We start from the raw sequence: 23225 nt of genomic DNA on the forward strand, positions 1-23225 counted from the left end.
TACGTGCTCTCAAAGAAAATGCTCCCCACTAGTTGTTGGCAACTGATTTCTCAGTCCAACTAATGGGGAGCAGTTCACTTACCCGGGGCGGGGCGGTTTTCTCATGCCTAGGTGGGGGTGCGCACGCGGGTAAATGAAAAGTAACCGTCTTCACAAATGACAGTGGCGAGGGTTACACTAAAAGGTATTCGAATTGTTCAACAATCTTAAAGGACGGTGTTGAATGTCCTCGCTCCATATTGATTTGAACGCGGACTTGGGAGAAACGACCGCGGGCAATCCGGTCGCGGATGACGCGGCGATGCTGGAGATGGTGTCCTCCGCAAACGTGGCCACGGGCTTCCACGCGGGTGACCCACACTCGATTGCCGGCACGCTCAAGGCGGCTGCAGGAGCAGGCGTAGCCGTAGGCGCGCACGTGGGTTATAACGACGCCGCAGGTTTCGGTCGCCGCTTCATTGATTACAACCCGAACGAACTCGCAGACGAGGTGACTTACCAAATTGGCGCGCTCGACGCTTTGGCCCGCGCCAATGGCACCAAGGTTTCCTATGTGAAGCCGCACGGTGCGATGTATAACGCCATCGTGAAGGATAAGGCGCAGGCAGAAGGCGTCATCAAGGGCATTAAGGCCTTTGGTGATTTGCCGGTGATGCTACTGCCGGGGGGAGTAGCGGTGGACGTCGCCAAGCGCAGCGGGCTTACCGTCATCCGTGAAGCCTTTGCGGACCGCAACTACAACCCCGATGGCACGCTCGTCTCGCGCAAGGAAGCCAATGCGGTGCTGGGTAGCGCCGATGAGGTGGTGCAGCGAGTACTGGAGGTGGCGCAGACCGGGTCGATCACGGCCGTGGATGGCACGAAGTTAGAGGTAGATGCACAATCCGTATGCACCCACGGCGATTCGCCCGGCGCGGTGAAGTTGCTGCGCGGCGTAGTGGAGCGCCTGCGGGAAGAAGGCATCGAGATTCGGAGCTTTATCTAATGCACATTAATTTTGTGGGCACGCGCGCGTTGCTCATTGACCTGGATGGATTGAACCAGGTGATGGATTGGCACGCGGCGCTTTCTGCCAAGCCGTTGAAGAATCAGGTGGACTGCATCGCGGCCGCCACCACCTTGCTGCTGACCTTTGAAGCACCCGATTCGGCGCGCGATGCGGCGGAATTTTTGCAGGACTTCTCCCCTGCCGCTGCGACGGCTGCGGAGGCACGCACGGTAGAAATTGATGTGCTCTATGACGGCGAGGATGTGGACGAGGCCGCAGACCTGCTGGGACTTTCGCGCGAAGCGCTCATTAACTGGCATACCTCTACCGAGTGGACCGCAGCATTCGGTGGCTTTGCTCCAGGCTTTACCTACTGCGCGCCGTCGGACCCCTCCCAGGCGCGCGCGGTGCCCCGCCGGTCCAATCCCCGTACCGCGGTACCGGCCGGCGCCGTAGGTATCGCGGGCGAGTTTTCCGCGGTGTACCCGCGCGTTTCCCCGGGCGGCTGGCAGCTTTTGGGTACCACCAATACGCCGATGTGGGATTCCAATGCCAACCCGCCGGCGCTGGTACAGCCGGGAGACCGCGTGCGCTATCGCAGCGTGGATAAGCTGCCGGAGCTTGTTGATCACTCTGCCCGCTCGAAGCGCGCCCCTGCCCGCTTGCCGCGCATGGAGGTTATCGATGCCGGCTTGCTCACCCTCTACCAGGACTTGGGACGCCCCGGTGTGGGCGATCTCGGCGTGACCCCCTCCGGTGCCGCCGACCGCGCCGCCGCCGCGACCGCCAATGTGGCCGTGGGCAACCCGCGCGGGGCAACAGTGCTGGAGAATATCGGCGGCATTAAGCTCCACGCGCTCACCGATACCGTCATTTGCGTCACCGGCGCGACCGCGCGTGTGCGCCTCGGCGAGATGCCGGTTCACCTTGCTCGCCCCGTGCTGGTCACGGCCGGGCAAACCGTCACGGTAGACCCTGCGACGGTAGGCATGCGCAATTACGTTGCCATCCGCGGCGGTATCATCGCCGAATCCGAGCTCGGCTCGGCGGCCACCGACGTCCTTTCTGGCCTTGGCCCGGACCCGGTCACCACCGGCGATGTCATCGGCGTGCTGCCGCGCTCTACCGGCATGACCGACGCCCAGCTGGTTAACCCACTGCGCGTGCGTGAAAGCTCCGATGGAAAAACCCGCGCCACCCTGCGCTGCGTACTCGGACCGCGCGATGACTGGTTTGGTGATAATGTTTCCGCCTTCCTGGATACCGAGTGGACCGTCACCTCGGATTCCAACCGCGTGGGCCTGCGCCTCGATGGCGAAGAACCAATTGAACGCGTTAAAGACGGCGAGCTCCCCTCCGAGGGCATGGTCGCCGGCTCCATCCAAATCCCACCCAATGGCAAGCCCGTGGTCTTCCTCCGCGATCATGCCGTGACCGGCGGTTACCCCGTCATCGCCACCGTATTGGAAGAAGATATTGATATCGCCGCGCAGCTGCCACCCGGCGCGCGCGTGAACTTTGAACTCGTAGCACCCCAAGCCTTGAACACTGGAGAACAGAATGCAGATTAAAACCGTCCTCATTGCTAACCGCGGCGAGATTGCCGTGCGTATTGCCCGCGTCGCCCGCGACCTGGGCATTAAGTCCATCGCCATTTACTCCGAAGCAGACGCTGGTGCCCTGCATACCCAGGTAGCGGACGAATCCTATGCCCTGCCAGGCAATACCGCGGCCGATACCTACATGAACGTGCCCGCGCTGCTTGATATCGCGGTGCGCGCCGGCGCCGATGCCATCCACCCAGGCTATGGCTTCTTGTCCGAAAACGCCGACTTTGCCCGCACGGTTACCGAGGCCGGCATGATCTGGATTGGCCCATCCCCGGAGTCCATCGAATTGCTCGGTGACAAGATCGCGGCGCGCCGCGTGGCCGAGGAGGTCGGCGCGCCGCTGGCACCGGGTACCTCCGATCCCATCGATGACTGGCAGGAGGCCCGCGCATTCGCCGAAGAGCACGGCCTGCCCATTGCCATTAAGGCCGCATATGGCGGCGGCGGACGCGGCTTGAAGGTCGTGGACAATATGGAAGAAATCGAGGGCGCGTTCAACTCCGCCGGCCGCGAGGCCATGGAGGCTTTCGGCCGCGCCGAGTGCTACGTGGAGAAGTTCCTCACCCACCCGCGCCACGTGGAGGCCCAGGTGCTGGCCGATACGCACGGCAATGTGCGCGTGCTCGGCACCCGCGATTGCTCCACCCAGCGCCGCTTCCAAAAGCTCATTGAGGAGGCTCCGGCGCCCGCGCTTTCCGACGCCCAACGCAACGGCATCATCGAAGGCGCCCGCTCCATTTGTTCCAAGGTGGGCTACACCGGCGCCGGCACCGTGGAATACATTGTCTCCGAGGACGGCACCATTTCCTTCCTCGAGGTCAATACCCGCGTGCAGGTCGAGCACCCAGTTACCGAGGTAGTCACCGGCACCGATATCATCGCCGAGCAATTCCGCATCGCGGCCGGCGAGCCGCTGTCCTTCGATGCGGATCCGGAGTCCCACGGCCACGCTTTTGAATTCCGTATCAATGCCGAGGACATCCTCAATGGCTTCGCCCCATGCCCCGGCACCATCGTCTCCTTCGAGCCGCCCACCGGCCCGGGCATCCGCGTAGATTCCGCGGTGCGCTCTGGCTCTATCATTCCGCCGTACTATGATTCCCTGATTGCCAAGCTGGTGGTGTGGGGCCCGACCCGCGAGATCGCCCTGGCTCGCGCCCGCTTTGCCCTGCGCGAGTTCACCGTTACCGGCGTGCGCACAGTGCTGCCGTTCCACCGCGACATGATGGATGAGCCTGCACTCATCGGCACGGCCGCCCCAGCAGACGATGCCGCTGCCGCCGGCGCCGCCGAGATTGGCGTATTTACTGACTGGGTGGATCACAACTACCGCCCGTCTGCCGCCAACCAGGTGGAAAAAGTCGAGGCCATTTACACCCAGCGCCGCACTGTGGCCGTAGAAATCGACGGCAAGCTGGTCAACGTCGGCGTCCCCGTGGATTTCCTTGCCGCGCCGGGCGCCGCCTCGGCCGGTGGTTCTGCCTCCACCGCGCCGTCTTCGGCCGGCGCGCAGTCTACCGATGACAATGCGGTCACCTCCCCGTTCGAGGCCAACCTCGTGGCCTGGAACGTTGCGGACGGCGATACCGTGGCCGAGGGCGATGCCATCGCCACCGTCGAGGCCATGAAGATGGAATCGGCCATCAAGGCTCCGCGCGGCGGTACCATCAAGCTCCTGGCCTCCGAGGGTGACCGTCTGGATTCCTCCAAGGTCATCGCGACCATCGATTAGCGCTCTCGCCATCGTTATGCACCCCATCTTCAATGTGAGGTGTATAACTTTTTAGTACAGTTGTGGTCATGCTTTCCCAGTCTGTCGCCTCCGAGTTGCGCGAGGCCATCTCCGCCGGCGAGTTTCAGCCGGGCGAGCAGCTCAGCGAGGTCAAGGCGGCCGAGCGTTTTCACTGCTCGCGCAATACCCTCCGCGAGTCTTTCACCAGGCTTGCCGCGGAGCGCATTGTCGAGCGCATCCCTAATCGCGGCGTCTTCCTCGCGACGCCCGATGCAGACTATATCCGCGACCTCTTTGCCGCCCGCGCGGCCATCGAGCCAGCGGCGGTGCGGTGGGGCGCTTTTGCCGACGCCCCCTCGCTCGTCACCCTCACTTCCTCCGCCTTCGACTACGCGGCACGCGGCGAGCACCAGGAAGTCTCCGCCATCAACCAACGCTTCCACCGCACGCTGGTGGCCGCGCTGGGCTCGCCTACGCTCAATGAGCAGATGGATAATCTTCTCGCCCGAATGCGGCTCACCTTCCTGCTAGCCATCCCGCGCTACCCGCAGCTACATGCGGACCACATTCAAGGAAATATCACCTTGGCCACGCTCATCGCGGACGGAAAACGCCAAGAGGCCGCCACGCTTGCGCATGACAGCCTCATGAATACCTGCGAGAAGATCCTCGCCGTGCTAGACGATTAAGGAATGAGAAAATCTTGATCCCGGGCGTTGGTCACGAGCATCTGACCCGGTGCGTGCGTAATAGCTAAGCGCGGCTTAGATTCCATCACGATGGCCTGCGGGGTCACCCCACAGGCCCAAAAGACCGGCAGGCAGCCCTCCGGCACTTCGACCGGATCACCAAAGTCCGGGCGGTTTAAATCCTCAATGCCAATGGCCGCCGGGTCACCCACGTGAACCGGGGCGCCGTGCACCGATGGGTAACGGGAGGTAATCCGCACCGCATCGGAGACCTGCGCGGCCGGAATCGGGCGCATGGAGACCACCATGGGGCCGGAAAAGACGCCGGCCGGGGTGGTGGGAATCGTGGTTTTAAACATCGGCACGTTGCGCTGCTGAGCAATGTGCGCGACCTCAATGCCGTTATCCTGCAGCGCAGTCTCAAAGGTAAAAGAGCAACCGATAAGGAAGCTGACCATGTCTGGGGTGTAGTACGAGGTGGCGTCGGCAAGCGTGGCAGTATGCTCACCGTTTTCAAAGACGCGGTAGGCCGGAATATCGGTGCGGATGTCCCCACCCGGCAGAAGCTCGGAGGTGTACTGACCGGCTTCCAGCACGCCCACAATCGGGCACGGCTTGGGGTTACGCTGAGCGAAGAGCAAGAAATCAAACGCGTATTCCTGCGGCACGGCCAGCAGGTTAGCCTGCATGAAACCGCGGGCATGCCCGGCGGTGGTGGCCATGTCATGGCTGCGCGCATACTCGCGCACCTGCTCTGGGGTCTGCATTATGCCCACAGCTCGGTGATGCCGGAGAAAGCCTTGAAGCCGATGAAGATGGTGAGCACCCACGCCAGGGTGCCGATAATCAGCAACCACTTGGGATACTTGTATCCCTGCAGGAGATCGCGGCGGTGCCAGGCCACCCACATCACGAGGGCGAAACCGATAGGCAGGATCAGGCCATTGATGGCACCGGCGAAGATGAGCAACTTCTGCGGCGCGGAGTTGATGGCCACAAAGACTACCGTGCACACCGCAATGAAGACGATGGTGAGGATATTGCGGGTGCGCGTCGAGGTGTCCTGGGAGGTCACGAAGGATACCGAGGTATAGGCGGCGCCGATAACCGAGGACAAACCGGCCGCGAAGAGGACCACGCCAAAGGCACGCAGGCCAAACTCGCCGGCGGCATTGTAGAAGGCATCCGCCGCGGTGTTGTCGTCCGAAAGCGCCACGCCGGTGGCCACCACACCGAGAACCGCCAAGAAGAGGAGCATGCGCATGATGCCGGTGACCACGATGCCGCTTACCGAGGTATAGGTAATGTTCTTGACGTTTTCCACGCCAGTGTGGCCGGAATCGATGAGGCGGTGCGCGCCGGCAAAGGTGATATAGCCGCCCACGGTGCCGCCAATGATGGTGGTGATGACGAAGAAGTCGATCTCGCCCGGTGCGACGGTATTCTTTAGCGCCTCCCCCACCGGTGGCTGGCTGACCACCGCAACGTAGAGCATCAGCAAGATCATGACCGCACCCAAGACCGCAACGAGGCGGTCGAGGGCCATGCCCGCCTTCTTGGAGAGGAAGATGAAGATCGCGATGGCCGCGGCAATGACACCGCCGATGCGCGAATCGATGCCCAGCATCGCGTTAATGCCCAGGCCAGAACCGGCGATATTGCCGATATTAAAGACCGCGCCGCCGATGAACACGAATACGGCAAGCACCCAGCCCAGGCCAGGGAGCACGGTATTGCCCAAGGTATTGGCGCGCATGCCGGTCACGCACAAAACGCGCCACACATTGAGCTGGATAGCGATGTCCACGAGGATGGACAGCATGATCGCAAATGCGAAGGACGCGCCCATCTGCACGGTAAAGACCGAGGTCTGGGTCAAAAATCCCGGACCGATGGCGGAGGTGGCCATAAGGAACATGGCACCAGCCATGGCGCCGAGGCCTTTGGGCGGGGTCTTGTCCCCCGCCTGCGCCGGAGTGGCGTGTGATGTCTCAGCACTCACTAGATTTCACCTTTCGTGATGCAGGTCGCATTAATTTGTGATGCGCATCATCTTAAAGGTAGCTATGCCTTTTGTTCAACAACTTTTATGTGTTACGGGGTGGCGCGGGGGTGATCTAGGCTACTTTCCTGCCGCGTTTTCCCAGGTGGCTGGCGATTATCTGCAAAGCCTCGTCCGGCACTTTCATTTCGCTGGGGCCAAAGCGCAGCACCACGTATCCGCGGTTTTCTAGCGCTCGCTGCCTCTTTATCTGCTGCTTGACCACGTGGGCGGGCGCCTCGCCATAGGTACCGTCATATTTGGCATCACCATCGACCTCGACCACCAGCCATCCATCGAGACAGAGATCCGCCCGATACTTCCCGAGCAGTGGTTTCTGCGGCTCAATTTTCACCTGCGGGAAACGCTCAATAATGAGGGCTCGCAGATAGGACTCATAGGGCGATTCCGATCCGCCATACGCGTGCTCGATAACCTTACGCATGGCCGCTTGTCTCCTCGTGCGCCGCATCTTTGCTAGTTCTTCGTGCAAGTCATATGTGGTGACGTCGTGTTGTCTGAGGGCAGAATCGGTAGCTACCAGGCCATCTGGGAATCCGTGTAGCCGGGCGATTTCGAGGCAGGTGCGGGCGGGATTCGTGGCGCGCACACCCGCTATCGACACCGTGGATTCCTGGAGGGACTTTACCCGGCGGTACCGATAGCCTTTCGCGGTGAGCCTTCGTGGGGGCACGCTTCCCGAAGGCACCGCTAACTCCACCTCCTCCCCTTCCCTGGAAATTACCCACATTCCCCACAGCCGCGCGGCCGATTTACCGATGAGGACGGCGCGGTGGGTGCTCCACCCGGCAGCGACTACTTTGGCGAATTGTTGTTTATGGCGCACCCATTGCCTCCAGGTGGCCGTAGGAACGGCGACCCAGGGCGCTATCTGGGTGAGCTCACCGCGCTGGAGGGCTAAATGGTGCGGACTTTCGGCTCCGGCGTAACGAAGGTTGATGAAGTGATCTGTAATCATGGTTTCATCTTCGCGGCTGGCGGGGCGGGGCACGCATCATGCGGCTCAGGAAGGTGAATTTCCGAGGGCCTTGAGTGAGAGGCGGAACGTTAGGTCCAAGGTGATCGGGCCGAGTTGAAGGCGTTGAGGCTGATTTGAGGGCGGGTTGTGCTCAGATCGGCTCGATCACCTTCGACCTAAGGGGAAGTAGTTCACAGCGGCGGTGTGGGGGATAATTCAGCAGCGCGGTTAACCGTGCTTTACTAGAGATAATGGAACCCATCGAGCTCTCAGAACTAACCGGTACGCAATCGCGCACCTACGGCACCCGCAAGATCACCTCGGACATGGTCTCAGCACCAATCCATGTTGCGGTCGCGCTCTGGGACGAGCGTTGGGATTCCGCCCCCAACGGCACCATCGAAGGCTGGGTCATCGCAGTCAATACCAAGCAGACGCGTTTTGTGCGCCGCGGCCAGACGAAGAAGGGCGATATCGTCGATATCGCCGTGCGCGAGGTCAAACGCGCGCTCAAGGGACTCGACGGACGAGTGTGGATTGTCACTGGTCGCAGGCAGAATGCGTTGCGAGCGGCACTCACGGCTGACGGTTTCACGGTGACGGGAAGCTTTGCGGGAGAAAATAGGGCTTCGAAAAGCGCGAGCTCCGTGCGCAGAAAACAAGCCGGCCTGACCGCTCGCAAGGCGCGCAAGATGGGTGAGGCGCCGAAAAAGAAGCAAGCGGCACAGGTAGAGACGCCGAAAGCACACTGGTGGCCGAACTTCTCGCGCGCCTCCTCGTGGGCCGAGGGCGACGTGGTGCGCATAGCCACCGATGCTTCCTCGGATACCGTATTCAAGGGGTCGATGTGCTTCGTTGCGGGCAACGGCGACTACCGGTTACGGACTCGAGAAACCAAGGCGAGCACGGATGAGCTCGAGCTCGAAGCACTAACGCTCGCGCTGAAATACCTGCTCAAGGTGGGTGCGCGCAAGGCGGTTATTGAGTCCGATTCCGTAGCCGCTTTGGAGGCGGTCGAGCAGATTGTGCATAAGCGCGGCTCTAAAGCATCGCGGCCGGGGCGCACGTGGCGAGGGGTGTCTTCGGGTGCGCGGTCCCGATTCCAGCAAGCTTGGGGCGATATCCAAGGCCAATGCGAGGTCGACATACGCCGTGTGCTCGGGCATGCGGGGGATCCGCTGAATCGGGCGGCCGACCAGATTGCGTACATGGGGTTGCGCGCGATTGCGCATCCGATGAAGCAGTCTCGCGAGACGCTGCGCGAGGGGATTCAGAAAGCTCTCTCGGCGTTGTGATCCAAACGATTGGGGCTTAGGGCTGATCTGATCAGGCCGAATTGAGGGAGTTAAGGCCGATCTGAGGCGGCCCAGCCTTCAGATCAGCCTGATCAGTATGGACCTAACGACAAGAGGCGCGTTGGGAAGGGGCCGGAGCTTAAGCCAGGCGGCGGGCACCGTCTCCCGGGCGGGCCACCAAGAAGGTGGGCTCTGGGAAGCCGCGGGATGCTGCGGCGTCGTTAATGGCTTGGGCGGTGGACTCTACGTCGGAGCGCGGGATGAGCGCGATGACGGCGCCGCCAAAGCCGCCACCAGTCATGCGAGCGCCGATTTCGCCGGCCGCGGTGAAAGCGGAGTCAAGCTCGGGGGTCGTGACTTCGTACAGGTCGCGCAGGGAAATGTGGCTTTCGCGCATGAGGCGGCGGAATTCGTCTAAATGGGATTTGGTTAAAGCGGATTTAGCGGCCAGGGTGCGGTCGGTTTCGTCCACCACGTGGCGCACGCGACGACGGTACAGTTCAGCCTCCTGGGGGTTGACGGTCGCGGCGAAGGCGACGGCATCTGGGATTTCGCGGATGGAGCGGCCGGCGGCAGCCTGGACGGCGTCGATGATGCCGCGGCGGGAGGCATATTGGCCGTCGGAAAGCGTGTGCGGCGCATTGGTGTCCGCGATAAGCAGCACCATGTCCTGGGCCTCGATATTAAACGGCACGCGCTCGACGGCGCCGGTGGAAAAGTCCAGGAATAGCGCCTTGCCGCGCTGGCCGAACAGGCTGGCATTTTGATCCAAGCCGCCGGTAGAGGCGCCAACCACTTCGTTCTCGGCGCGGATGCAGGCTTGGGCCAGCTGCGCGCGGGCGGCGTCATCGGGGGCGTTGCCGTGGCAGAGCTCGTAGGCGGCCACTGCCACGGAGCACTCAAGGGCGGCGGAGCTGGACAGGCCAGAGCCGACGGGGACATCAGAGACGATGGCAATATCGAGGCCGGTGCAGGTCAGGACATCCGCCGCAGTGGCGGCCCAGATGGTGCCGGCGACGTAGCCGGACCAGTTGGAAGGGTGTCCGGGGCGGACTTCGGAGAGTGGGAGGCTGGCCTGGGCAACGCTGCCGTCGAATTCGGAGGCCATTCGGATAAGGCCATCGGTGCGGGGCGCGACGGCAACGGCGGTGTTTTGTTCCAGCGCAAAGGGGATGGAGGCGCCGCCAGCGTAATCGATGTGCTCGCCGATGAGGTTGACGCGGCCGGGAGCGGCCCACACGCCGGCGGGCTCGGGCGTATCCGGGAAGGCTGCGGCGAAGAGGTCGCGGGCTGCGGCGGCAAGCTCGTCATCGCTGCGGGTGTCAATCCAGTTAAGCATCCCAGATCTCCTTAAAGCGGGCGGCGATGCGCTCCGGGGTGGTGTCATTGATCCACACGGCCTGCGAGGACTCGGAACCGGCGAGGTACTTCATGCGGCCAGGCGATCGCATAAGTGAAAAGAGCTGCAGGTGCATGCGGATGCCGGGGCGCAGGTCCGGGTCCACCGGTGCCTGTGTCCAGCCGGCGATATACGGGGTCTTCTCCACGCCATCGAAGAAGCGGTCCACGGCGGAGTACAGCTTCTTGAGCAGGGGTGCGAGGTCGGCGCGTTGGGCATCGGAAAGCGCGGCGAAATCGGGGATTTCCTCGTTGGGCAGGACCATGGCTTCCAGCGGCCATTTCGCGGCGGCGGGAACGAAGACGGTGAAGTGCTCGGTCTCAGCAATGATGCGGGTACCGGCGGCGCGCTCGCGATCAAGGAGATCCTGAAAGAGGTCGCCGTCATAGGCGCGGGCGGAATCCACGATGGAACGCAGGCGCGGCGAGAGGAAGGGATAGGAGTAGATCTGGCCGTGCGGATGCTGGAGGGTCACGCCGATTTCCTCGCCGCGGTTTTCAAAGGGGAAAACCTGCTGCACGCCGTCGATCGGGGATAGCGCGGCGGTGCGGTGAGCCCAGGCCTCGATGACGGTGCGGATGCGCGATTCCGGCAGATCCTTGAAGGATAGGGCTGGGTCCTCGGTAAAGCAGACCACCTCGCAGCGGGCGCGGGCGGGAAGGCGCGGCACCATGCCGAGCAGGTTATCATCCTCCGGATGCTCGATGTCCGCGGTGGTGGCAAAAGACGGGAAGCGATTTTCAAAGACCACCACGTCATAGCTGGGGCTCGGGATCTCCGTGGGCAGCTGGCCTTCGCGCGTGGGCGCCAGCGGGTTCTCGTTGGCCGGTGGCAAGAAGGTACGGTTCATGCGGTGGGCGGCAAAGGCCACCCAATCCCCCGTTAGGGGATCCCGGCGCATTTCGGAAGCGGGGGCGACGGTGGGGATGTCGCGGGCGTCGACAAGCACGCGGTCGGGGTGGGGCTGGTCGTCGAAGTAGAGGATCTCGCGGCCGTCGGCAAGCGTGGCAGAGGTAATCTCAACCATTAGTTTTCTCCTGGGATGGTGATGGGCTTCAGGCGTGCCCACAGCACAAAGGCGGCGGCCACGGCCAGCAAAGCAAGGCTTGCCCATAGGTTATCGCTGGCGTTCTTCGCCTGCCCGGTATCCGGGTTGATGCCTGGGTCAAGGAAGAAATAGCAGCCGAGCAAAATCAGGCCGTAGAGGCCGAGGAGTGCGGCGATGACATTGCGCAGGTCGAATGCGCCCGCGCGCTTTTTCTCAGACATGAAAGGCTCCTTAGGCGAAGATGACGTTGAGGGCTACAGCCATCACCAGGCAAATGATGCCCAGCGGGACGGTCTGCTGGTACCACGGCAAGGACTTTTCGGTGTAGTCCTCAAAGTGGTCCTTGGGGGTTACGGAGGAGACGAAGCCAACTAGCTCGCTATCCGGCTTAGGCTGGGTGAATAGGGTGACCACGATGGAAACCACGATATCTACCACGAAGGCCACGCCGGCCGCCACAAAGGCCGTGCCTTGGCCCGGCAGGTTGATGAGGTCAGTGAAAGACGCGACGTACCAGAAGGCGATGGCGGAAGCGGTACCGGCCACAAGACCGGACCAACCGGCGTGCGGGGTCATGCGCTTCCAGAACATGCCCAGAATGAAGGTGGCAAACAGCGGCGCATTGAAGAAGCCAAACAGGGTTTGCAGGTAGTCCATGATATTGCCAAAGTTTTGCGCGAGCAGCGCGGTGAAAATGGCAATAGCGGTGGCGATAATCGTGGCGATGCGGCCGAACTTCAGGTAGTAGTCATCCTCGCGGTCCTTGACCACGTAGGTTTGCCAGATGTCATAGGAGATGACGGTATTAAAGGCCGAGATATTCGCGGCCATGCCCGCCATGAAGGAAGCCAGCAGGCCGGCGATCGCCACGCCCAGCAGGCCATTGGGCAATAGGTCGCGCATGAGCAGCAAGATGGCGTCGTTGGGCTCCGCGCGCTCCTCCATCAAATCAGCCACGGATACAGAGGCAACCATGCCTGGAATGACCACGAGGAAGGGCACGAACATCTTGGGGAAGGCGCCGATGATCGGGGTCTTGCGGGCGGCCGAAATGGAATCGGAGGCCATGGCGCGCTGCACCTCTACGAAGTTGGTGGTCCAGTAACCGAAGGAAAGCACAAAGCCGAGGCCCAGCACGATGCCGATGACGGACCACACTGGGTTCTCAAAACCGGAGATGTCCGTGCCCGGCCAGGTGTGGAAGTGCGAATCCTGGGCCACCGCGTCCTTCAGCCCATTCCAACCACCAACGCGGTTCAAACCAATGATGGTCAGCGGGGCGAGTGCGGCGATGATGACGAAGAACTGGAGGACCTCGTTATAAATGGCGGCCGAAAGGCCACCCAGGGTGATATAGGACAGCACGATGAGGCCGGCCACGAGGAGCGATACCCACATCTGCCAGCCCAGCAGGGCCTCCACGATGGTGGCCAGCAAGTACAGGTTCACGCCGGCAATCAGCAGCTGGGCCACGGCGAAGGAAATCGCGTTCACCAGGTGTGCGGCATTGCCAAAGCGCTTGCGCATAAACTCCGGCACCGAGCGCACCTTGGAGCCGTAGTAGAACGGCATCATCACGATGCCCAAAAAGACCATTGCCGGGATGGCGCCGATCCAGAAGTAGTGCATGGTTTGGAAGCCATACTCCACGCCATTGGCGGACATACCGATGATCTCCACCGCACCCAGGTTGGCCGAGACGAAGGCTAGGCCGGTCACCCAGGCGGGCAATCCCCGGCCGGAGAGGAAGAAGTCGATGGAGCTAGACACTCGGGCCTTAGCGGCCCAGCCGATGCCTAGCACGAAGAGGAAGTAGATGGCTACCAAGAAGTAGTCCACCCAGGAGGCATCGAGCCTCAATACGGATTCAGCAGTCTCCATGGCTGACCTTTCTAGTTATTGTTCTCTGCTGCAAGGCGCAGCGTGAATCTCTGCGGGTTCTGAGCACTCAAACGCGCGAGGTCTTCCCCGCTGCGCAGCGCATTCGGCGGCGCGCTCATGGGCTCCACGGCTAATGCCTTGCCGGGGCCGCCTGCCCGCGGGAAATCGGCCGGGGTAAACATCTGCACCCAGTTCAGGCCTTCGCCCATCTCCAAGCGCACGCCCTTTCCACCGGCCGAATACACGGCCGTCAGTGGGCCTTCGCCGTGGAAGCAATCGTCCCAATCCACCTCGGCGATGGGTTGATTAACAATGCGCACCTGCTCCGTCTTTCCCGTAGGCAGGTTGCGGGCGTTGAGCTGGTGGCGCTTGCCGACGTCCACGCTGAGCACCGCTTCCTCCGCCCCTGCCCCTTGTGGGGAGAGGTAGAGGTGCAGCCCATAGGCGAAGGGAACCTCGCCGGGCTCCGTGGTGCGTGCGGTCAGCTGGTGGTGCAATCCCTGCTCATCGAGGGCGTAGATGGCCTCTAGTTGAATCGTCCACGGCCAGCCCCGGCACGGTTCAATATCAAAGGCGAGAGCCACCCGGTTGGCCGAGCGTTCCTTGATGCGCCACCAATCCACCGCGAATCCATGGATGGCGTTATTGCGCTCCGGTTCGTCGATCTCCAACTGGTGTCCGGTCCCCTGCCATTCAAACCAGCCATCTTCGGTGCGATTTGGCCACGGCGCCAGCACCACTCCGGCCATCAGCGGCGGCTTACCCTCGTAGCTTTCTACCAAGGGCGCACCGCGATAGGTCAGCGCCTTGAGTGCACCGCCGAATAGACCAATCTCGGCCGCATAATCGCCATGGGCAAGTGCGACGCTGGGGTAGTCAGCGTCAGGGCCAGCCGCTGCTCCACTGGTCATAACAAAGACCTTTCTGGCTATAACTTTCGTTGGATTTAGCCTAGGAGTACGGCAAAGCGCCGGTCAATCGTTTGCATAACTACCCGCGAATACCTTCTATTTCAGCTGCTCACAACCCTAGAGTTAACCGCCTGTTAACCTCTTTCGGGGTTGGAGGCACCTGTGGGCAGCGGTCCGCCACACCAAGCAAGAGCGCTATCCCTGGATCCGCCGCCACACTATTCGCGCCGCGGAGTGTGGCGTGGCCAGGACTTCGCGCAGGTAATTGCGCGGCATCAACCGCCACGGGGTGCGCGCGGGATGCAGCCGTACGGCAATGCCGAGGTGCCAGGCCCACAGCGCCGTGCGCAGGATATGAAAATCATTGGTCACCACGTGCAATACGGCATCCGGGGCCAAGCGGTGGGCATTTTCTAGATTCTCATTAGTGCTCGTGGCTTCCGGCTCCACCACTACCCGCTCGGCCGGCACGCCGCGCTCACTGAGGTATGTAGCCATAGGCCCCGCCTCACCACAGCCGGAGACAATAATCTGCTGACCGTTATAAAGTGCCAGCGCCTTGTCTAGGCGCGAGCGCAGCATGGCGCCGGGATAGCCGTGGGTTACGCGGGAGCCCAAAACAAGGAGCGGGTCAGACATGGATACCAGCATAGACTCGCCGGCTCTTGACAGGAAGATGGAAATGGCCGTACCTTTAACTCAAATGTGCAATCGATTGCACCCAGGAGGGCCAGAAGCCGGCCCACACGCCTAAGCCAAGGAGGACAGCATGGCCGGAACCACTCTCAAGGACGTGGCCGCTGCTGCTGGAGTATCCATTTCCACCGCGTCCCGTTCGCTCTCGGGCAACCCGGCCATCTCGGAGTCCACGCGCCAACGCGTCAAGGACACGGCCATCAAGCTCAACTATAGGCCCAATGCCCAAGCACGAGCTTTGCGCAGCTCCCGATCTAACGCCATCGGCTTGGTCATCCCCAGCCTAGACAATGCTTACTTCGCCGCAATGGCCGCAGCCATTGAAGAAGCCGCCGATAAGCAGGGACTCGCCACGATGATTACCAGTTGCGGCGAGGATCCGCAGCGGCTAGTCAAAGCCCTCGATGCCCTGATGGAACGCCAGGTAGACGGCATTATCGCGGTACCTCTCGAAGGCGCCGAAGTAGCACTGGAGCAGGCGCGCGCTTACCGCCCGCTCGTGCTCATTGACCGCGCCCTGGGCCAGATTCCAGCAGTGCTATCAGACCCCCACACGGGCATGAAACAAGCCGTGGAACAGCTCAAAGAGAAGGGGCACACGCACATCGGCTACCTTTCCGGGCCGCAGGAAACCTCCACCGGCCGCCAGCGCCTCCAAGCATTCAAGGCCTCCACCCGCGGTATGCCTACCCATATCCACCACGGCAGCTACCGCCACCGCGAGGGCTATAAAGGAGCTCTCACACTCCTGCAAGAAGGCGTCACCGCGCTCATTGCCGGTGATTCCATGATGACGGCCGGCGCGCTGGAGGCCTGCCATAATGCGGGCAAGCGCATCGGAGAAGAAATCGCGCTCGTCGGCTTCGATGACTTTATCTACCTGCGCTTCCAACCCTCCCCTATCTCAGTGGTGGACCAAAATGTGGCCAGAATGGGCGAGACCGCCACGGCCAAGCTCATCGCGGCCATCAATGATAAGCACCAACCGGAAGGCGAGGTGCTAGAAACCCGCTACATCCCACGCATGTCCACCGCCCACCAACTCGATGGAGCCACGCCATGAGTGATTGCGTTTTGCGCCTGGACAATGTCACCAAATCCTTCGGCCCGGTGGAGGTCATTAAGGGTGTAGACCTCACCGTCCGCCGCGGCCAGGTCCAGGCCTTGCTGGGTGAAAACGGCGCCGGCAAGTCCACCCTCATCAAGATGATTGCCGGCGTTCACGAACCAGATTTCGGCCGCATCCTGGTAGATGGCACAGAGGTGAAGATCCCAGATACCAAGGCCTCTGAGGCACTGGGCATCGCCACCATTCACCAGGAGCTCAACCTTGTGCCCACCATGTCGGTGGCCGAGAACATCATGCTCGGGCGCACCCCACGCCGCTTCGGGTTGGTCAATCGCAAGCATCTCAAGGCACAAGCCCAAGCGGCACTGCACCTTATCGGCTTGGACGTGGACCTAGACATGCCGGTGGGTGAGCTGGGCGTGGCCAAACAGCAGCTCGTGGAAATCGCCAAGGCGCTGTCTATGAACGCGCGCATTCTCATCTTGGATGAGCCCACGGCCGCGCTCACCGGCAAGGAGGTTGATGCGCTCTTTGCCGTGCTCGAGGAACTCAAGGCCAAGGGCGTGGCCATGGTCTTTATCAGCCACCACCTGGAGGAGCTGGCGCGCATCGCGGAGACCATCAGCGTGCTGCGCGATGGCTCTTTCATCGCCGAGGTCCCAGCCGATACGGACGAAGACGAGCTGGTGCGCCTCATGGTCGGCCGCGAGATTGAAAACCAGTACCCGCGCGAGGTTCCTCCTGAGCGCGGTGAGGCCCTGCTGGAGGTCTCCGAGCTGACTGCCGACGGCGCCTTTCACGACGTCACCTTCACCGTCCATGCCGGCGAAGTCGTCGGCCTGGCCGGGCTCGTGGGCGCCGGCCGCACCGAAATCATTCGCGCCATCGCAGGCGCCGACCCCTACGATTCCGGCACCATCCGTGTCGGCGGCACGCAGCTGCGCAGCGGCGATATTCGTGCTGCCATCCGCGCCGGCGTGGGCCATATCCCCGAAGACCGCAAATCCCAAGCGCTAGTTCTAGATGCCTCCGTGGGCGATAACCTCGGATTCGCCACCCTCTACCCCACCGCTAAGGCGGGGCTTGCAGACCGCAGCGGCCAACGCCGCCGCGCCGGTGACGTAGCGGAGAAGCTGCGCATCCGCATGGCTGATCTCTCCCAGCCCATCCGGAACCTATCCGGTGGCAACCAACAAAAGGCTGTCTTTGGCCGCTGGGTACTGGCCGGTTCCAAGGTCCTCCTCCTCGATGAGCCCACCCGCGGCGTCGACGTCGGCGCCAAGGTGGAGATTTACAACATCATCAATGAAGTCACCGCTGCCGGCGGCGCCGTGCTCATGGCCTCCTCCGATCTACCTGAGGTGCTCGGTATGTCCGACCGCATCCTCGTCATGTCCGGCGGCCAACTCGCCGGCCAGCTACCTAAGGACTCCACCCAGGACGAGGTCATGGCCTTTGCCGTATCCAATGTGACCTCTTCTACCTCTGCCTCTGCTGCCGCGCCTGCCGGCACTAACCCCAAGGATGAAACATGACCAAGAATCGAGTAGTTAACTGGGCGATGAATAATGGCGCGCTCGTCGGCCTCATTGCCCTGTGCATCGCGCTGTTTATCGCTACGCCGTATTTCCTTACCGTGGCGAACCTGCTCAATATCGGCATCCAAGCCGCGACGGTGGCCATCTTGGCCTTCGGCATGACCTTTGTCATTGTCACCGCCGGCATCGACCTCTCGGTGGGCTCAGTCGCCGCGCTCGGCGCCATGGTCTCTGCCTATATGTTCTCCACCGCGGGACTGCCTGGCTGGCTCACTCTGCTCCTGGGCCTTTTCGTGGGCGCGCTGGCCGGCGCCATCTGCGGAATGGCCACCGCGTGGGGCAAGATCCCTTCCTTCATCGCGACGCTGGCCATGATGTCCATCGCCCGCGGCCTCACCCTGGTCATCTCCCAGGGCTCGCCAATTGAGACTGCCCCGTCCGTCAATGCCTTTGGCGGCGATATCGCCGGCTTCCCCGTGCCCATCATCATGATGGTCATCGCCGGGCTCATCTGTTGGTTCATCCTGGAGCGCACGGTGCTCGGCCGTTCCATGTACGCCATCGGCGGCAACCTGGAGGCCGCCCGCCTCTCAGGCCTGCCGGTCAAGCGCATCCAGATCGCCGTCTTCGCACTCTCTGGTTTCTTCGCCGCCTGGGCCGGCATGGTCATGGCCGGCCGCCTCGAATCCGCACAGCCGCAGGCCGGCACCGGCTACGAATTGGATGCCATCGCGGCCGTCGTCATCGGTGGTGCCTCGCTCTCCGGTGGCCAAGGCAAGGCCACCGGCACCCTGGTCGGCGCGATCTTGCTAGCGGTCATCCGCAATGGCTTGAACCTGCTCAACGTCTCCTCTTTCTGGCAGCAGATCGTGATCGGCCTGGTCATCGCGCTGGCCGTCGGCTTCGACGTCATCCGCAATAAGACGGCCAACTAAGGAGCACCCGCCATGAAAAAGCTCATCGCCACCCTCCTCGTACCCGCCCTCGCGCTAGGCCTTGCCTCCTGCAATCGCTCGGAAGAAGACCGCAACCGCATCACCCTAGCGCTCTCCACGCAGACCAACCCCTTCTTCGTCGAGCTGCGCCACGGCGCACAAGATAAGGCAAAGGAACTCGGCGTTCCGCTAGATATCCAAGACGCCTCCGATGACCCCGCCCAACAGGTCAATCAGCTGGGCAATGCCACCTCCATGGGCGCCAAGGTCGTCGTGGTCAACCCCACCGATTCCGATGCCGTTGCCCCAGCCGTGCGCGGCATCAAAAATGACGGCGTGCCCGTCATCGGCGTGGATCGCGATGTCAACGGCGTAGAGCTGGATTCCATGGTGGCCTCCGATAACGTCGCCGGTGGCGCGCAGGCTGCGGATAAGCTCGCCGAGTCCATCGGGGAGGAGGGCGATATCCTCATCCTCCAAGGCACCGCTGGCACTTCGGCCTCGCGGGAGCGCGGCAAGGGCTTTGAAGAGCAGATTGCGAAGTACGGGGACATTCGGGTCGTCGGCAAGCAATCGGCGAATTTCGACCGCACGGAAGGCCTCAACGTCGCCACCAACCTGCTGCAGGCCAACCCGGATATCAAGGCCATCTTTGCAGAGAACGATGAAATGGCGCTCGGCGCAGTCGAGGCGTTGGGCTCGCGCGCTGGATCTGAGGTCAAGGTGGTGGCTTTTGATGGCACCTTCGATGGCCTCAAGGCGGTCAAAGATGGCAAGCTAGAAGCTACCATCGCCCAGCAGCCCGCAGAGCTCGGTGCCCGCGCCATCGAACAAGCCGCAGCGCTCCTGCACGGTGGCGCGGCGGAGAAGAACGTCCCCGTCGAGGTCATCACCGTCACCCGCGACAATGTGGAGGATTTCCAATGAGCAAGCTAACCGTCGTCGGTTCCATCAATGCCGATCTCATCGTGCACGCCGAGCGCCACCCACAGCCGGGAGAGACCCTGCTGGGCTCTGGCGGCGACATTTTGGCCGGGGGCAAGGGCGCTAACCAGGCTGTCGCGGCCGCGCAACTGGGCGCCACCGTGGCCTTCGTGGGCGCGGTCGGCTCCGATCCTTATGCCGAGCCCGCCATGCACTACATGCGCACCTCCGGCATCGATCTGAGCGCAGTGGAGCAGGCCGATACCAACACCGGCCTGGCTGTCATTACCGTCTCGGCCGATGGCGAGAACACCATCGTCATCTCCCCCGGTGCCAACGCGCTTGTCGACGCCCCCTTTGTCTCCTCCCGCGCCTCCACCATCGCCGATGCCGATGTAGTCCTCCTCCAGGGCGAAATCCCTGCTTCCGGTTTCCAGGCCGCGGTCGAGGCGGCCCAAGGCCGAGTGGTGGTCAACCTCGCGCCCGTCGTCGAGGTCGACCGCGACTCGCTCCTGCAAGCCGATCCCCTGCTGGCCAATGAACATGAAGCGGGGCTCATCCTGGACCAGCTCGGCCTGTCTGCGGAGGGCGCCCCGCGCGAGCTCGCCCACCGCCTGGTAGAGGCCGGTTTCCGCTCTGTCGTTCTCACCCTTGGCGCCCACGGCGCCTACGTGGCCACCCCGGAGGGCGGCACGGATATCCCCACCCCGCGCGTGACCGCCGTGGATACCACCGGCGCCGGCGATGCCTTCGCAGGCGCCTTCTGCGCCCAGCTGCTCACCGGTGCCTCGCTTGTCGATGCCGCCACTTTCGCCGCCCGCGTCGGCGCCTTCGCCGCCACCGGTAACGGCGCACAACCTTCTTACCCCACCACCGAATCCGCATTGCCGGAGGTCACCGATGCGTAAATCCGGCCTGCTCAATCCCGCGCTCACCAGCGCCGTCGCCCGCCTCGGGCACACCGATACCTTCGTTATCGCCGATTGCGGCCTGCCCATCCCCCACGATGTGCCCGTCATCGACCTCACGCTGACCTTCGGCATCCCCACCTTCGCCGATACGCTGTCCGCCCTCCTTGAGGAGGTCGTGGTCGAAGCCGCCACCATCGCCGATGCCACCCCGCCCGAGGTGCGCTCCCTGCTTCCCGCAGTACCGCTTACCGAGGTCTCCCACGATGACCTCAAGCGCGAGGTCGCCCGCGCCTCCTTCGTCGTGCGCACCGGTTCCACCACGCCGTTTGCCAATGTCATCCTGCGCTCCGGCGTGCCTTTCTAGCGCTTATAAACGCTTCCGCGTGCCCCTACGGTAAACACTTCCACCAGCACTTCTTGCTCCTCAACGGAGTACAGCACGCGGTAATTTCCCACCCTTATTCTTCGGCCACTCCTGCCGGACAAAGCGATAGATCCTGGTGGATATGGGTCTTGGGCCAGTCCACCGATCGCGCGCTTAGTCCGTTGATATTGCTTTCGGTTTCCCTGATGGATTTTTTGTAACTCTCGCTTGGCCTGCCGCGTAAACGCGATGTTGTAGTCCATGACCTCTTAAAAAGTTGTACTCTTTGCTAACTTGGTACTAGTAGTACTTTGATGTTTTGGGAGCTTTCATTGTCTTTGCCACTTTCCGAACTCCGCACCCGCTTAGGCCAGGTCATTGACCAAGCCCACTACGCAGGCACCCGCACCGTTGTCACCCGCAACGGTAAGGAAGCCGCAGTTATCATTTCGCCTCAAGAACTAGCATTCCTTGACCGCCTCGAAGCCGCCGCAGATGCTGAAGCCCTCCGCCAAGCCCGCGCCGCCGATACCGGCGAACGCTTCTCTTTTGAGCAGGTCACGGAAGAAATTGAAAGGCGCTAGCCGTAAATCGGCTCGGCTGCATACCCGGCTAAAAGCCAATGCCAACGCCACACGGATTCGTGAGCAAGAGAGCCGAAATTCGTTCGCCCCTCATGAGCCTCAGAAATCTGTTGAACCACATCCACCAAGTGATGCTTAACGCAGCTGCCTGAATAGCGAAGAACGGTATACCCTCTTAGCGCCGCATCATTTCCCTTCCAGCGGTCTTTAACGAAAGTCCCCAAATCCTCCGCCTTATGGAAGTCATAGCCATCGATTTCAACGGCGACCTTCCCTACAACGATGTCCCATAAATAGGGACCTATCTGGTGGTTTACCTGAACCTTCTTCCCACGCCGCTGAAGCGCGCGGACTACTTTCCTTTCTGCTTCGCTATCGGCTCCTACCGCAGATTTGTTCACTAATTCCCGAACCCGAGCTGGTACCCGTGCGATACATCCGAGGTCTTTTTCTAAGGCTTGCTTACCGCGCCTGTTTTGATATCGCGTTTCAAGCATCGTTACTGCTTGATCGTCATCCACCGCAGCAGCCGCTAGCAGGGGATTTTGCACAGGGATACCTTCAAACGTAAATCTCGTTTTCTGCCGCGTTCGCTCGACTTCAAACCACTGCGAACCACTCACGACATGCTTGTAGGCAAATTTCAGAGGAAAGGTCATCTCCTTCTTGGAGTACAGCTGCACCGCAGAGCTGCCTCCAAGCATGATTCCAGGCCACCGCTTGTGCAGGATGCGAGCTACTTCCATGGGAGTCGGTTCCCGCCACGTATAGATCCCGCGGCCGATTCGGATTATCTTTCCATTCGCTACATGAGTTTTAAGCTCGCCCCTGCTTAAGCCTGAAACCAGTACTTCTTCCATGCTTCCCCCTTTGAGCATTATTCCCCTGCCCGAAAGCTTAAAGCACGCTTCCTCACCCCGCAGGCTACAACGATGCAAAGCAAGCACGTTTTACCCTTTTCCTCCGCGAATTTTGCCCAATCGTGCTTGTTTGGCATGTTGGCAAGGGGCGACGAGAACTTCGCTAGAGACTAGGAGACAAAACAAGCACGTTTTGCCGAAAAACTACGTTGTTTTGGCTAAAACGTGCTTGTTTTGTTTGGCCTTAGACCGGAGAGCTACTCCCCTAGCAGCTTGTCGCGCAGGTTCTTATCCTTCTGCTCTACTTCCTCGGCCATCTGCTTCTGGTAATCCACCATTTTGTCTTGGATGGCGGGGTCACCAGCGCCGAGGATGCGGGCGGCGAGCAGGCCGGCGTTCTTCGCACCGCCGATGGAGACGGTGGCTACCGGCACGCCACTGGGCATCTGCACGATGGACAGGAGGGAGTCGAGGCCATCGAGATCCTTCAGTGCGCGCGGGATGCCGATGACCGGCAGCGGCGTGGCCGCAGCGACCATGCCGGGAAGGTGCGCGGCACCGCCAGCGCAGGCGATAATCGCCTTCAACCCGCGGGTGTGGGCTTCCTTTGCATAGGCCAGCATCTTTTCCGGGGTGCGGTGGGCACTGACCACGCCGACCTCGAAGGGGATGCCGAAGTCCGCGAGGACCTGGGCGGCGGGTTCAACGGTGGGCCAATCGGAATCGGAACCCATGATGATGCCTACGTGCGGTTGCATAGTGTCCTTTCTA

Annotated in this window: 24 protein-coding genes; 12 read left to right on the plus strand and 12 right to left on the minus strand. The window is 61.8% G+C overall.

Annotated elements, in window-relative coordinates:
- Positions 1–223: 223 nt before the first annotated feature.
- The 4 genes from QP324_RS06710 (at position 224) to QP324_RS06725 (ending at position 5019) form a co-directional block, all read left to right on the plus strand.
- Positions 224–985 carry a LamB/YcsF family protein gene (locus tag QP324_RS06710; protein WP_269954103.1) on the plus strand — a complete coding sequence of 254 codons (762 nt, stop codon included), beginning with the start codon at positions 224–226 and terminating at the stop codon, positions 983–985.
- Positions 985–2559: a 5-oxoprolinase/urea amidolyase family protein gene (locus tag QP324_RS06715; protein WP_284815198.1), complete on the plus strand. Its 1575-nt coding sequence runs from the start codon at positions 985–987 to the stop codon at positions 2557–2559. Before QP324_RS06710 ends, QP324_RS06715 begins: the two co-directional genes overlap by 1 nt.
- Positions 2549–4330, plus strand: a complete 1782-nt coding sequence (locus QP324_RS06720; protein WP_284815200.1) for a biotin carboxylase N-terminal domain-containing protein — start codon at positions 2549–2551, stop codon at positions 4328–4330. The genes QP324_RS06715 and QP324_RS06720 overlap by 11 nt, the downstream gene beginning before the upstream one ends.
- A gap of 68 nt (positions 4331–4398) precedes the next feature.
- Positions 4399–5019, plus strand: a complete 621-nt coding sequence (locus tag QP324_RS06725) for a GntR family transcriptional regulator (RefSeq protein WP_284815201.1) — start codon at positions 4399–4401, stop codon at positions 5017–5019.
- Here QP324_RS06725 and QP324_RS06730 read toward each other — a convergent pair.
- From QP324_RS06730 to QP324_RS06740, 3 genes are all read right to left on the minus strand, one after another.
- Positions 5016–5786, minus strand: a complete 771-nt coding sequence (locus tag QP324_RS06730) for a putative hydro-lyase (RefSeq protein ID WP_284815203.1) — start codon at positions 5784–5786, stop codon at positions 5016–5018. The genes QP324_RS06725 and QP324_RS06730 overlap by 4 nt on opposite strands.
- Entirely contained in the window at positions 5786–6949 is a 1164-nt protein-coding gene (locus QP324_RS06735) for an NRAMP family divalent metal transporter (protein WP_284815287.1), read from the minus strand. Before QP324_RS06735 ends, QP324_RS06730 begins: the two co-directional genes overlap by 1 nt.
- A 187-nt stretch (positions 6950–7136) precedes the next feature.
- Positions 7137–8039 (minus strand): DUF559 domain-containing protein, encoded by a 903-nt coding sequence (locus QP324_RS06740; RefSeq protein WP_239278913.1) that lies wholly within the window; start codon positions 8037–8039, stop codon positions 7137–7139.
- A gap of 251 nt (positions 8040–8290) precedes the next feature.
- On the opposite strand from QP324_RS06740, the gene QP324_RS06745 reads away from it, so the two are divergent.
- Positions 8291–9334, plus strand: a complete 1044-nt coding sequence (locus QP324_RS06745; protein ID WP_225745858.1) for an RNase H family protein — start codon at positions 8291–8293, stop codon at positions 9332–9334.
- Between the two features lie 139 nt (positions 9335–9473).
- On the opposite strand, the gene galK is transcribed toward QP324_RS06745, so the two are convergent.
- The 6 genes from galK to QP324_RS06775 all read right to left on the minus strand — a co-directional run bounded on the left by galK (position 9474) and on the right by QP324_RS06775 (position 15212).
- Positions 9474–10673, minus strand: a complete 1200-nt coding sequence (galK, locus tag QP324_RS06750) for a galactokinase (RefSeq protein WP_284815205.1) — start codon at positions 10671–10673, stop codon at positions 9474–9476.
- The gene (galT, locus tag QP324_RS06755; protein ID WP_284815207.1) at positions 10666–11760 is read right to left on the minus strand and encodes a galactose-1-phosphate uridylyltransferase; all 1095 of its coding nucleotides are present in this window, start codon (positions 11758–11760) and stop codon (positions 10666–10668) included. The genes galK and galT overlap by 8 nt, the downstream gene beginning before the upstream one ends.
- Positions 11760–12002, minus strand: coding sequence for a hypothetical protein (locus tag QP324_RS06760; protein WP_005322508.1), 243 nt, complete (start codon positions 12000–12002; stop codon positions 11760–11762). Before QP324_RS06760 ends, galT begins: the two co-directional genes overlap by 1 nt.
- 10 nt (positions 12003–12012) lie before the next feature.
- Positions 12013–13662, minus strand: coding sequence for a sodium:solute symporter family protein (locus tag QP324_RS06765; RefSeq protein ID WP_284815208.1), 1650 nt, complete (start codon positions 13660–13662; stop codon positions 12013–12015).
- Between the two features lie 11 nt (positions 13663–13673).
- Positions 13674–14573: an aldose epimerase gene (locus tag QP324_RS06770; RefSeq protein ID WP_284815210.1), complete on the minus strand. Its 900-nt coding sequence runs from the start codon at positions 14571–14573 to the stop codon at positions 13674–13676.
- A 195-nt stretch (positions 14574–14768) separates the two neighbouring features.
- Entirely contained in the window at positions 14769–15212 is a 444-nt protein-coding gene (locus QP324_RS06775; protein ID WP_284815212.1) for a YdcF family protein, read from the minus strand.
- Positions 15213–15342: 130 nt separating this feature from the next.
- On the opposite strand from QP324_RS06775, the gene QP324_RS06780 reads away from it, so the two are divergent.
- Genes QP324_RS06780 through rbsD form a run of 6 tightly spaced genes read left to right on the plus strand, consistent with a single transcriptional unit; the run spans position 15343 to position 21010 of the window.
- Positions 15343–16332, plus strand: a complete 990-nt coding sequence (locus QP324_RS06780; protein WP_284815214.1) for a LacI family DNA-binding transcriptional regulator — start codon at positions 15343–15345, stop codon at positions 16330–16332.
- On the plus strand, positions 16329–17873 hold the full coding sequence (locus QP324_RS06785; RefSeq protein WP_284815215.1) for a sugar ABC transporter ATP-binding protein: 1545 nt from the start codon (positions 16329–16331) through the stop codon (positions 17871–17873). The genes QP324_RS06780 and QP324_RS06785 overlap by 4 nt, the downstream gene beginning before the upstream one ends.
- Entirely contained in the window at positions 17870–18811 is a 942-nt protein-coding gene (locus QP324_RS06790; RefSeq protein ID WP_239234986.1) for an ABC transporter permease, read from the plus strand. The genes QP324_RS06785 and QP324_RS06790 overlap by 4 nt, the downstream gene beginning before the upstream one ends.
- 12 nt (positions 18812–18823) lie before the next feature.
- Positions 18824–19738, plus strand: coding sequence for a substrate-binding domain-containing protein (locus QP324_RS06795; RefSeq protein WP_284815217.1), 915 nt, complete (start codon positions 18824–18826; stop codon positions 19736–19738).
- Entirely contained in the window at positions 19735–20643 is a 909-nt protein-coding gene (locus tag QP324_RS06800; RefSeq protein ID WP_284815218.1) for a ribokinase, read from the plus strand. Before QP324_RS06795 ends, QP324_RS06800 begins: the two co-directional genes overlap by 4 nt.
- Positions 20636–21010, plus strand: coding sequence for a D-ribose pyranase (rbsD, locus tag QP324_RS06805; RefSeq protein WP_284766784.1), 375 nt, complete (start codon positions 20636–20638; stop codon positions 21008–21010). Before QP324_RS06800 ends, rbsD begins: the two co-directional genes overlap by 8 nt.
- Here the strand turns inward: rbsD and QP324_RS06810 are convergent.
- Entirely contained in the window at positions 21007–21273 is a 267-nt protein-coding gene (locus QP324_RS06810) for a type II toxin-antitoxin system RelE/ParE family toxin (RefSeq protein WP_284766785.1), read from the minus strand. The two genes, rbsD and QP324_RS06810, sit on opposite strands and share 4 nt — an antisense overlap.
- Positions 21274–21342: 69 nt before the next feature.
- On the opposite strand from QP324_RS06810, the gene QP324_RS06815 reads away from it, so the two are divergent.
- Positions 21343–21594 carry a type II toxin-antitoxin system Phd/YefM family antitoxin gene (locus QP324_RS06815; RefSeq protein ID WP_284766786.1) on the plus strand — a complete coding sequence of 84 codons (252 nt, stop codon included), beginning with the start codon at positions 21343–21345 and terminating at the stop codon, positions 21592–21594.
- On the opposite strand, the gene QP324_RS06820 is transcribed toward QP324_RS06815, so the two are convergent.
- Together QP324_RS06820 and purE are read right to left on the minus strand one after the other, a co-directional pair.
- Positions 21591–22454 (minus strand): type IV toxin-antitoxin system AbiEi family antitoxin domain-containing protein, encoded by an 864-nt coding sequence (locus QP324_RS06820; protein ID WP_284815220.1) that lies wholly within the window; start codon positions 22452–22454, stop codon positions 21591–21593. The two genes, QP324_RS06815 and QP324_RS06820, sit on opposite strands and share 4 nt — an antisense overlap.
- 257 nt (positions 22455–22711) lie before the next feature.
- Positions 22712–23212, minus strand: a complete 501-nt coding sequence (gene purE, locus QP324_RS06825; RefSeq protein ID WP_005322524.1) for a 5-(carboxyamino)imidazole ribonucleotide mutase — start codon at positions 23210–23212, stop codon at positions 22712–22714.
- Positions 23213–23225 lie beyond the last annotated feature (13 nt).

Source organism: Corynebacterium sp. UMB0012 (assembly GCF_030216265.1).
Lineage (GTDB): Bacteria > Actinomycetota > Actinomycetes > Mycobacteriales > Mycobacteriaceae > Corynebacterium.

Excerpts from the sequence above, each read along its gene's own strand:
- QP324_RS06780 (WP_284815214.1), top strand. The coding sequence starts at position 15,343 with ATGGCCGGAACCACTCTCAAGGACGTGGCCGCTGCTGCTGGAGTATCC.
- rbsD (WP_284766784.1), top strand. The coding sequence starts at position 20,636 with ATGCGTAAATCCGGCCTGCTCAATCCCGCGCTCACCAGCGCCGTCGCC.
- QP324_RS06790 (WP_239234986.1), top strand. The coding sequence starts at position 17,870 with ATGACCAAGAATCGAGTAGTTAACTGGGCGATGAATAATGGCGCGCTC.
- QP324_RS06720 (WP_284815200.1), top strand. The coding sequence starts at position 2,549 with ATGCAGATTAAAACCGTCCTCATTGCTAACCGCGGCGAGATTGCCGTG.
- QP324_RS06760 (WP_005322508.1), bottom strand. The coding sequence starts at position 12,002 with ATGTCTGAGAAAAAGCGCGCGGGCGCATTCGACCTGCGCAATGTCATC.
- QP324_RS06795 (WP_284815217.1), top strand. The coding sequence starts at position 18,824 with ATGAAAAAGCTCATCGCCACCCTCCTCGTACCCGCCCTCGCGCTAGGC.
- QP324_RS06810 (WP_284766785.1), bottom strand. The coding sequence starts at position 21,273 with ATGGACTACAACATCGCGTTTACGCGGCAGGCCAAGCGAGAGTTACAA.
- QP324_RS06730 (WP_284815203.1), bottom strand. The coding sequence starts at position 5,786 with ATGCAGACCCCAGAGCAGGTGCGCGAGTATGCGCGCAGCCATGACATG.
- QP324_RS06800 (WP_284815218.1), top strand. The coding sequence starts at position 19,735 with ATGAGCAAGCTAACCGTCGTCGGTTCCATCAATGCCGATCTCATCGTG.
- QP324_RS06715 (WP_284815198.1), top strand. The coding sequence starts at position 985 with ATGCACATTAATTTTGTGGGCACGCGCGCGTTGCTCATTGACCTGGAT.
- QP324_RS06710 (WP_269954103.1), top strand. The coding sequence starts at position 224 with ATGTCCTCGCTCCATATTGATTTGAACGCGGACTTGGGAGAAACGACC.
- QP324_RS06735 (WP_284815287.1), bottom strand. The coding sequence starts at position 6,949 with ATGGCTGGTGCCATGTTCCTTATGGCCACCTCCGCCATCGGTCCGGGA.
- QP324_RS06785 (WP_284815215.1), top strand. The coding sequence starts at position 16,329 with ATGAGTGATTGCGTTTTGCGCCTGGACAATGTCACCAAATCCTTCGGC.
- QP324_RS06745 (WP_225745858.1), top strand. The coding sequence starts at position 8,291 with ATGGAACCCATCGAGCTCTCAGAACTAACCGGTACGCAATCGCGCACC.
- QP324_RS06775 (WP_284815212.1), bottom strand. The coding sequence starts at position 15,212 with ATGTCTGACCCGCTCCTTGTTTTGGGCTCCCGCGTAACCCACGGCTAT.
- QP324_RS06770 (WP_284815210.1), bottom strand. The coding sequence starts at position 14,573 with ATGACCAGTGGAGCAGCGGCTGGCCCTGACGCTGACTACCCCAGCGTC.
- QP324_RS06740 (WP_239278913.1), bottom strand. The coding sequence starts at position 8,039 with ATGATTACAGATCACTTCATCAACCTTCGTTACGCCGGAGCCGAAAGT.
- QP324_RS06820 (WP_284815220.1), bottom strand. The coding sequence starts at position 22,454 with ATGGAAGAAGTACTGGTTTCAGGCTTAAGCAGGGGCGAGCTTAAAACT.
- galT (WP_284815207.1), bottom strand. The coding sequence starts at position 11,760 with ATGGTTGAGATTACCTCTGCCACGCTTGCCGACGGCCGCGAGATCCTC.
- QP324_RS06765 (WP_284815208.1), bottom strand. The coding sequence starts at position 13,662 with ATGGAGACTGCTGAATCCGTATTGAGGCTCGATGCCTCCTGGGTGGAC.
- purE (WP_005322524.1), bottom strand. The coding sequence starts at position 23,212 with ATGCAACCGCACGTAGGCATCATCATGGGTTCCGATTCCGATTGGCCC.
- galK (WP_284815205.1), bottom strand. The coding sequence starts at position 10,673 with ATGCTTAACTGGATTGACACCCGCAGCGATGACGAGCTTGCCGCCGCA.
- QP324_RS06725 (WP_284815201.1), top strand. The coding sequence starts at position 4,399 with ATGCTTTCCCAGTCTGTCGCCTCCGAGTTGCGCGAGGCCATCTCCGCC.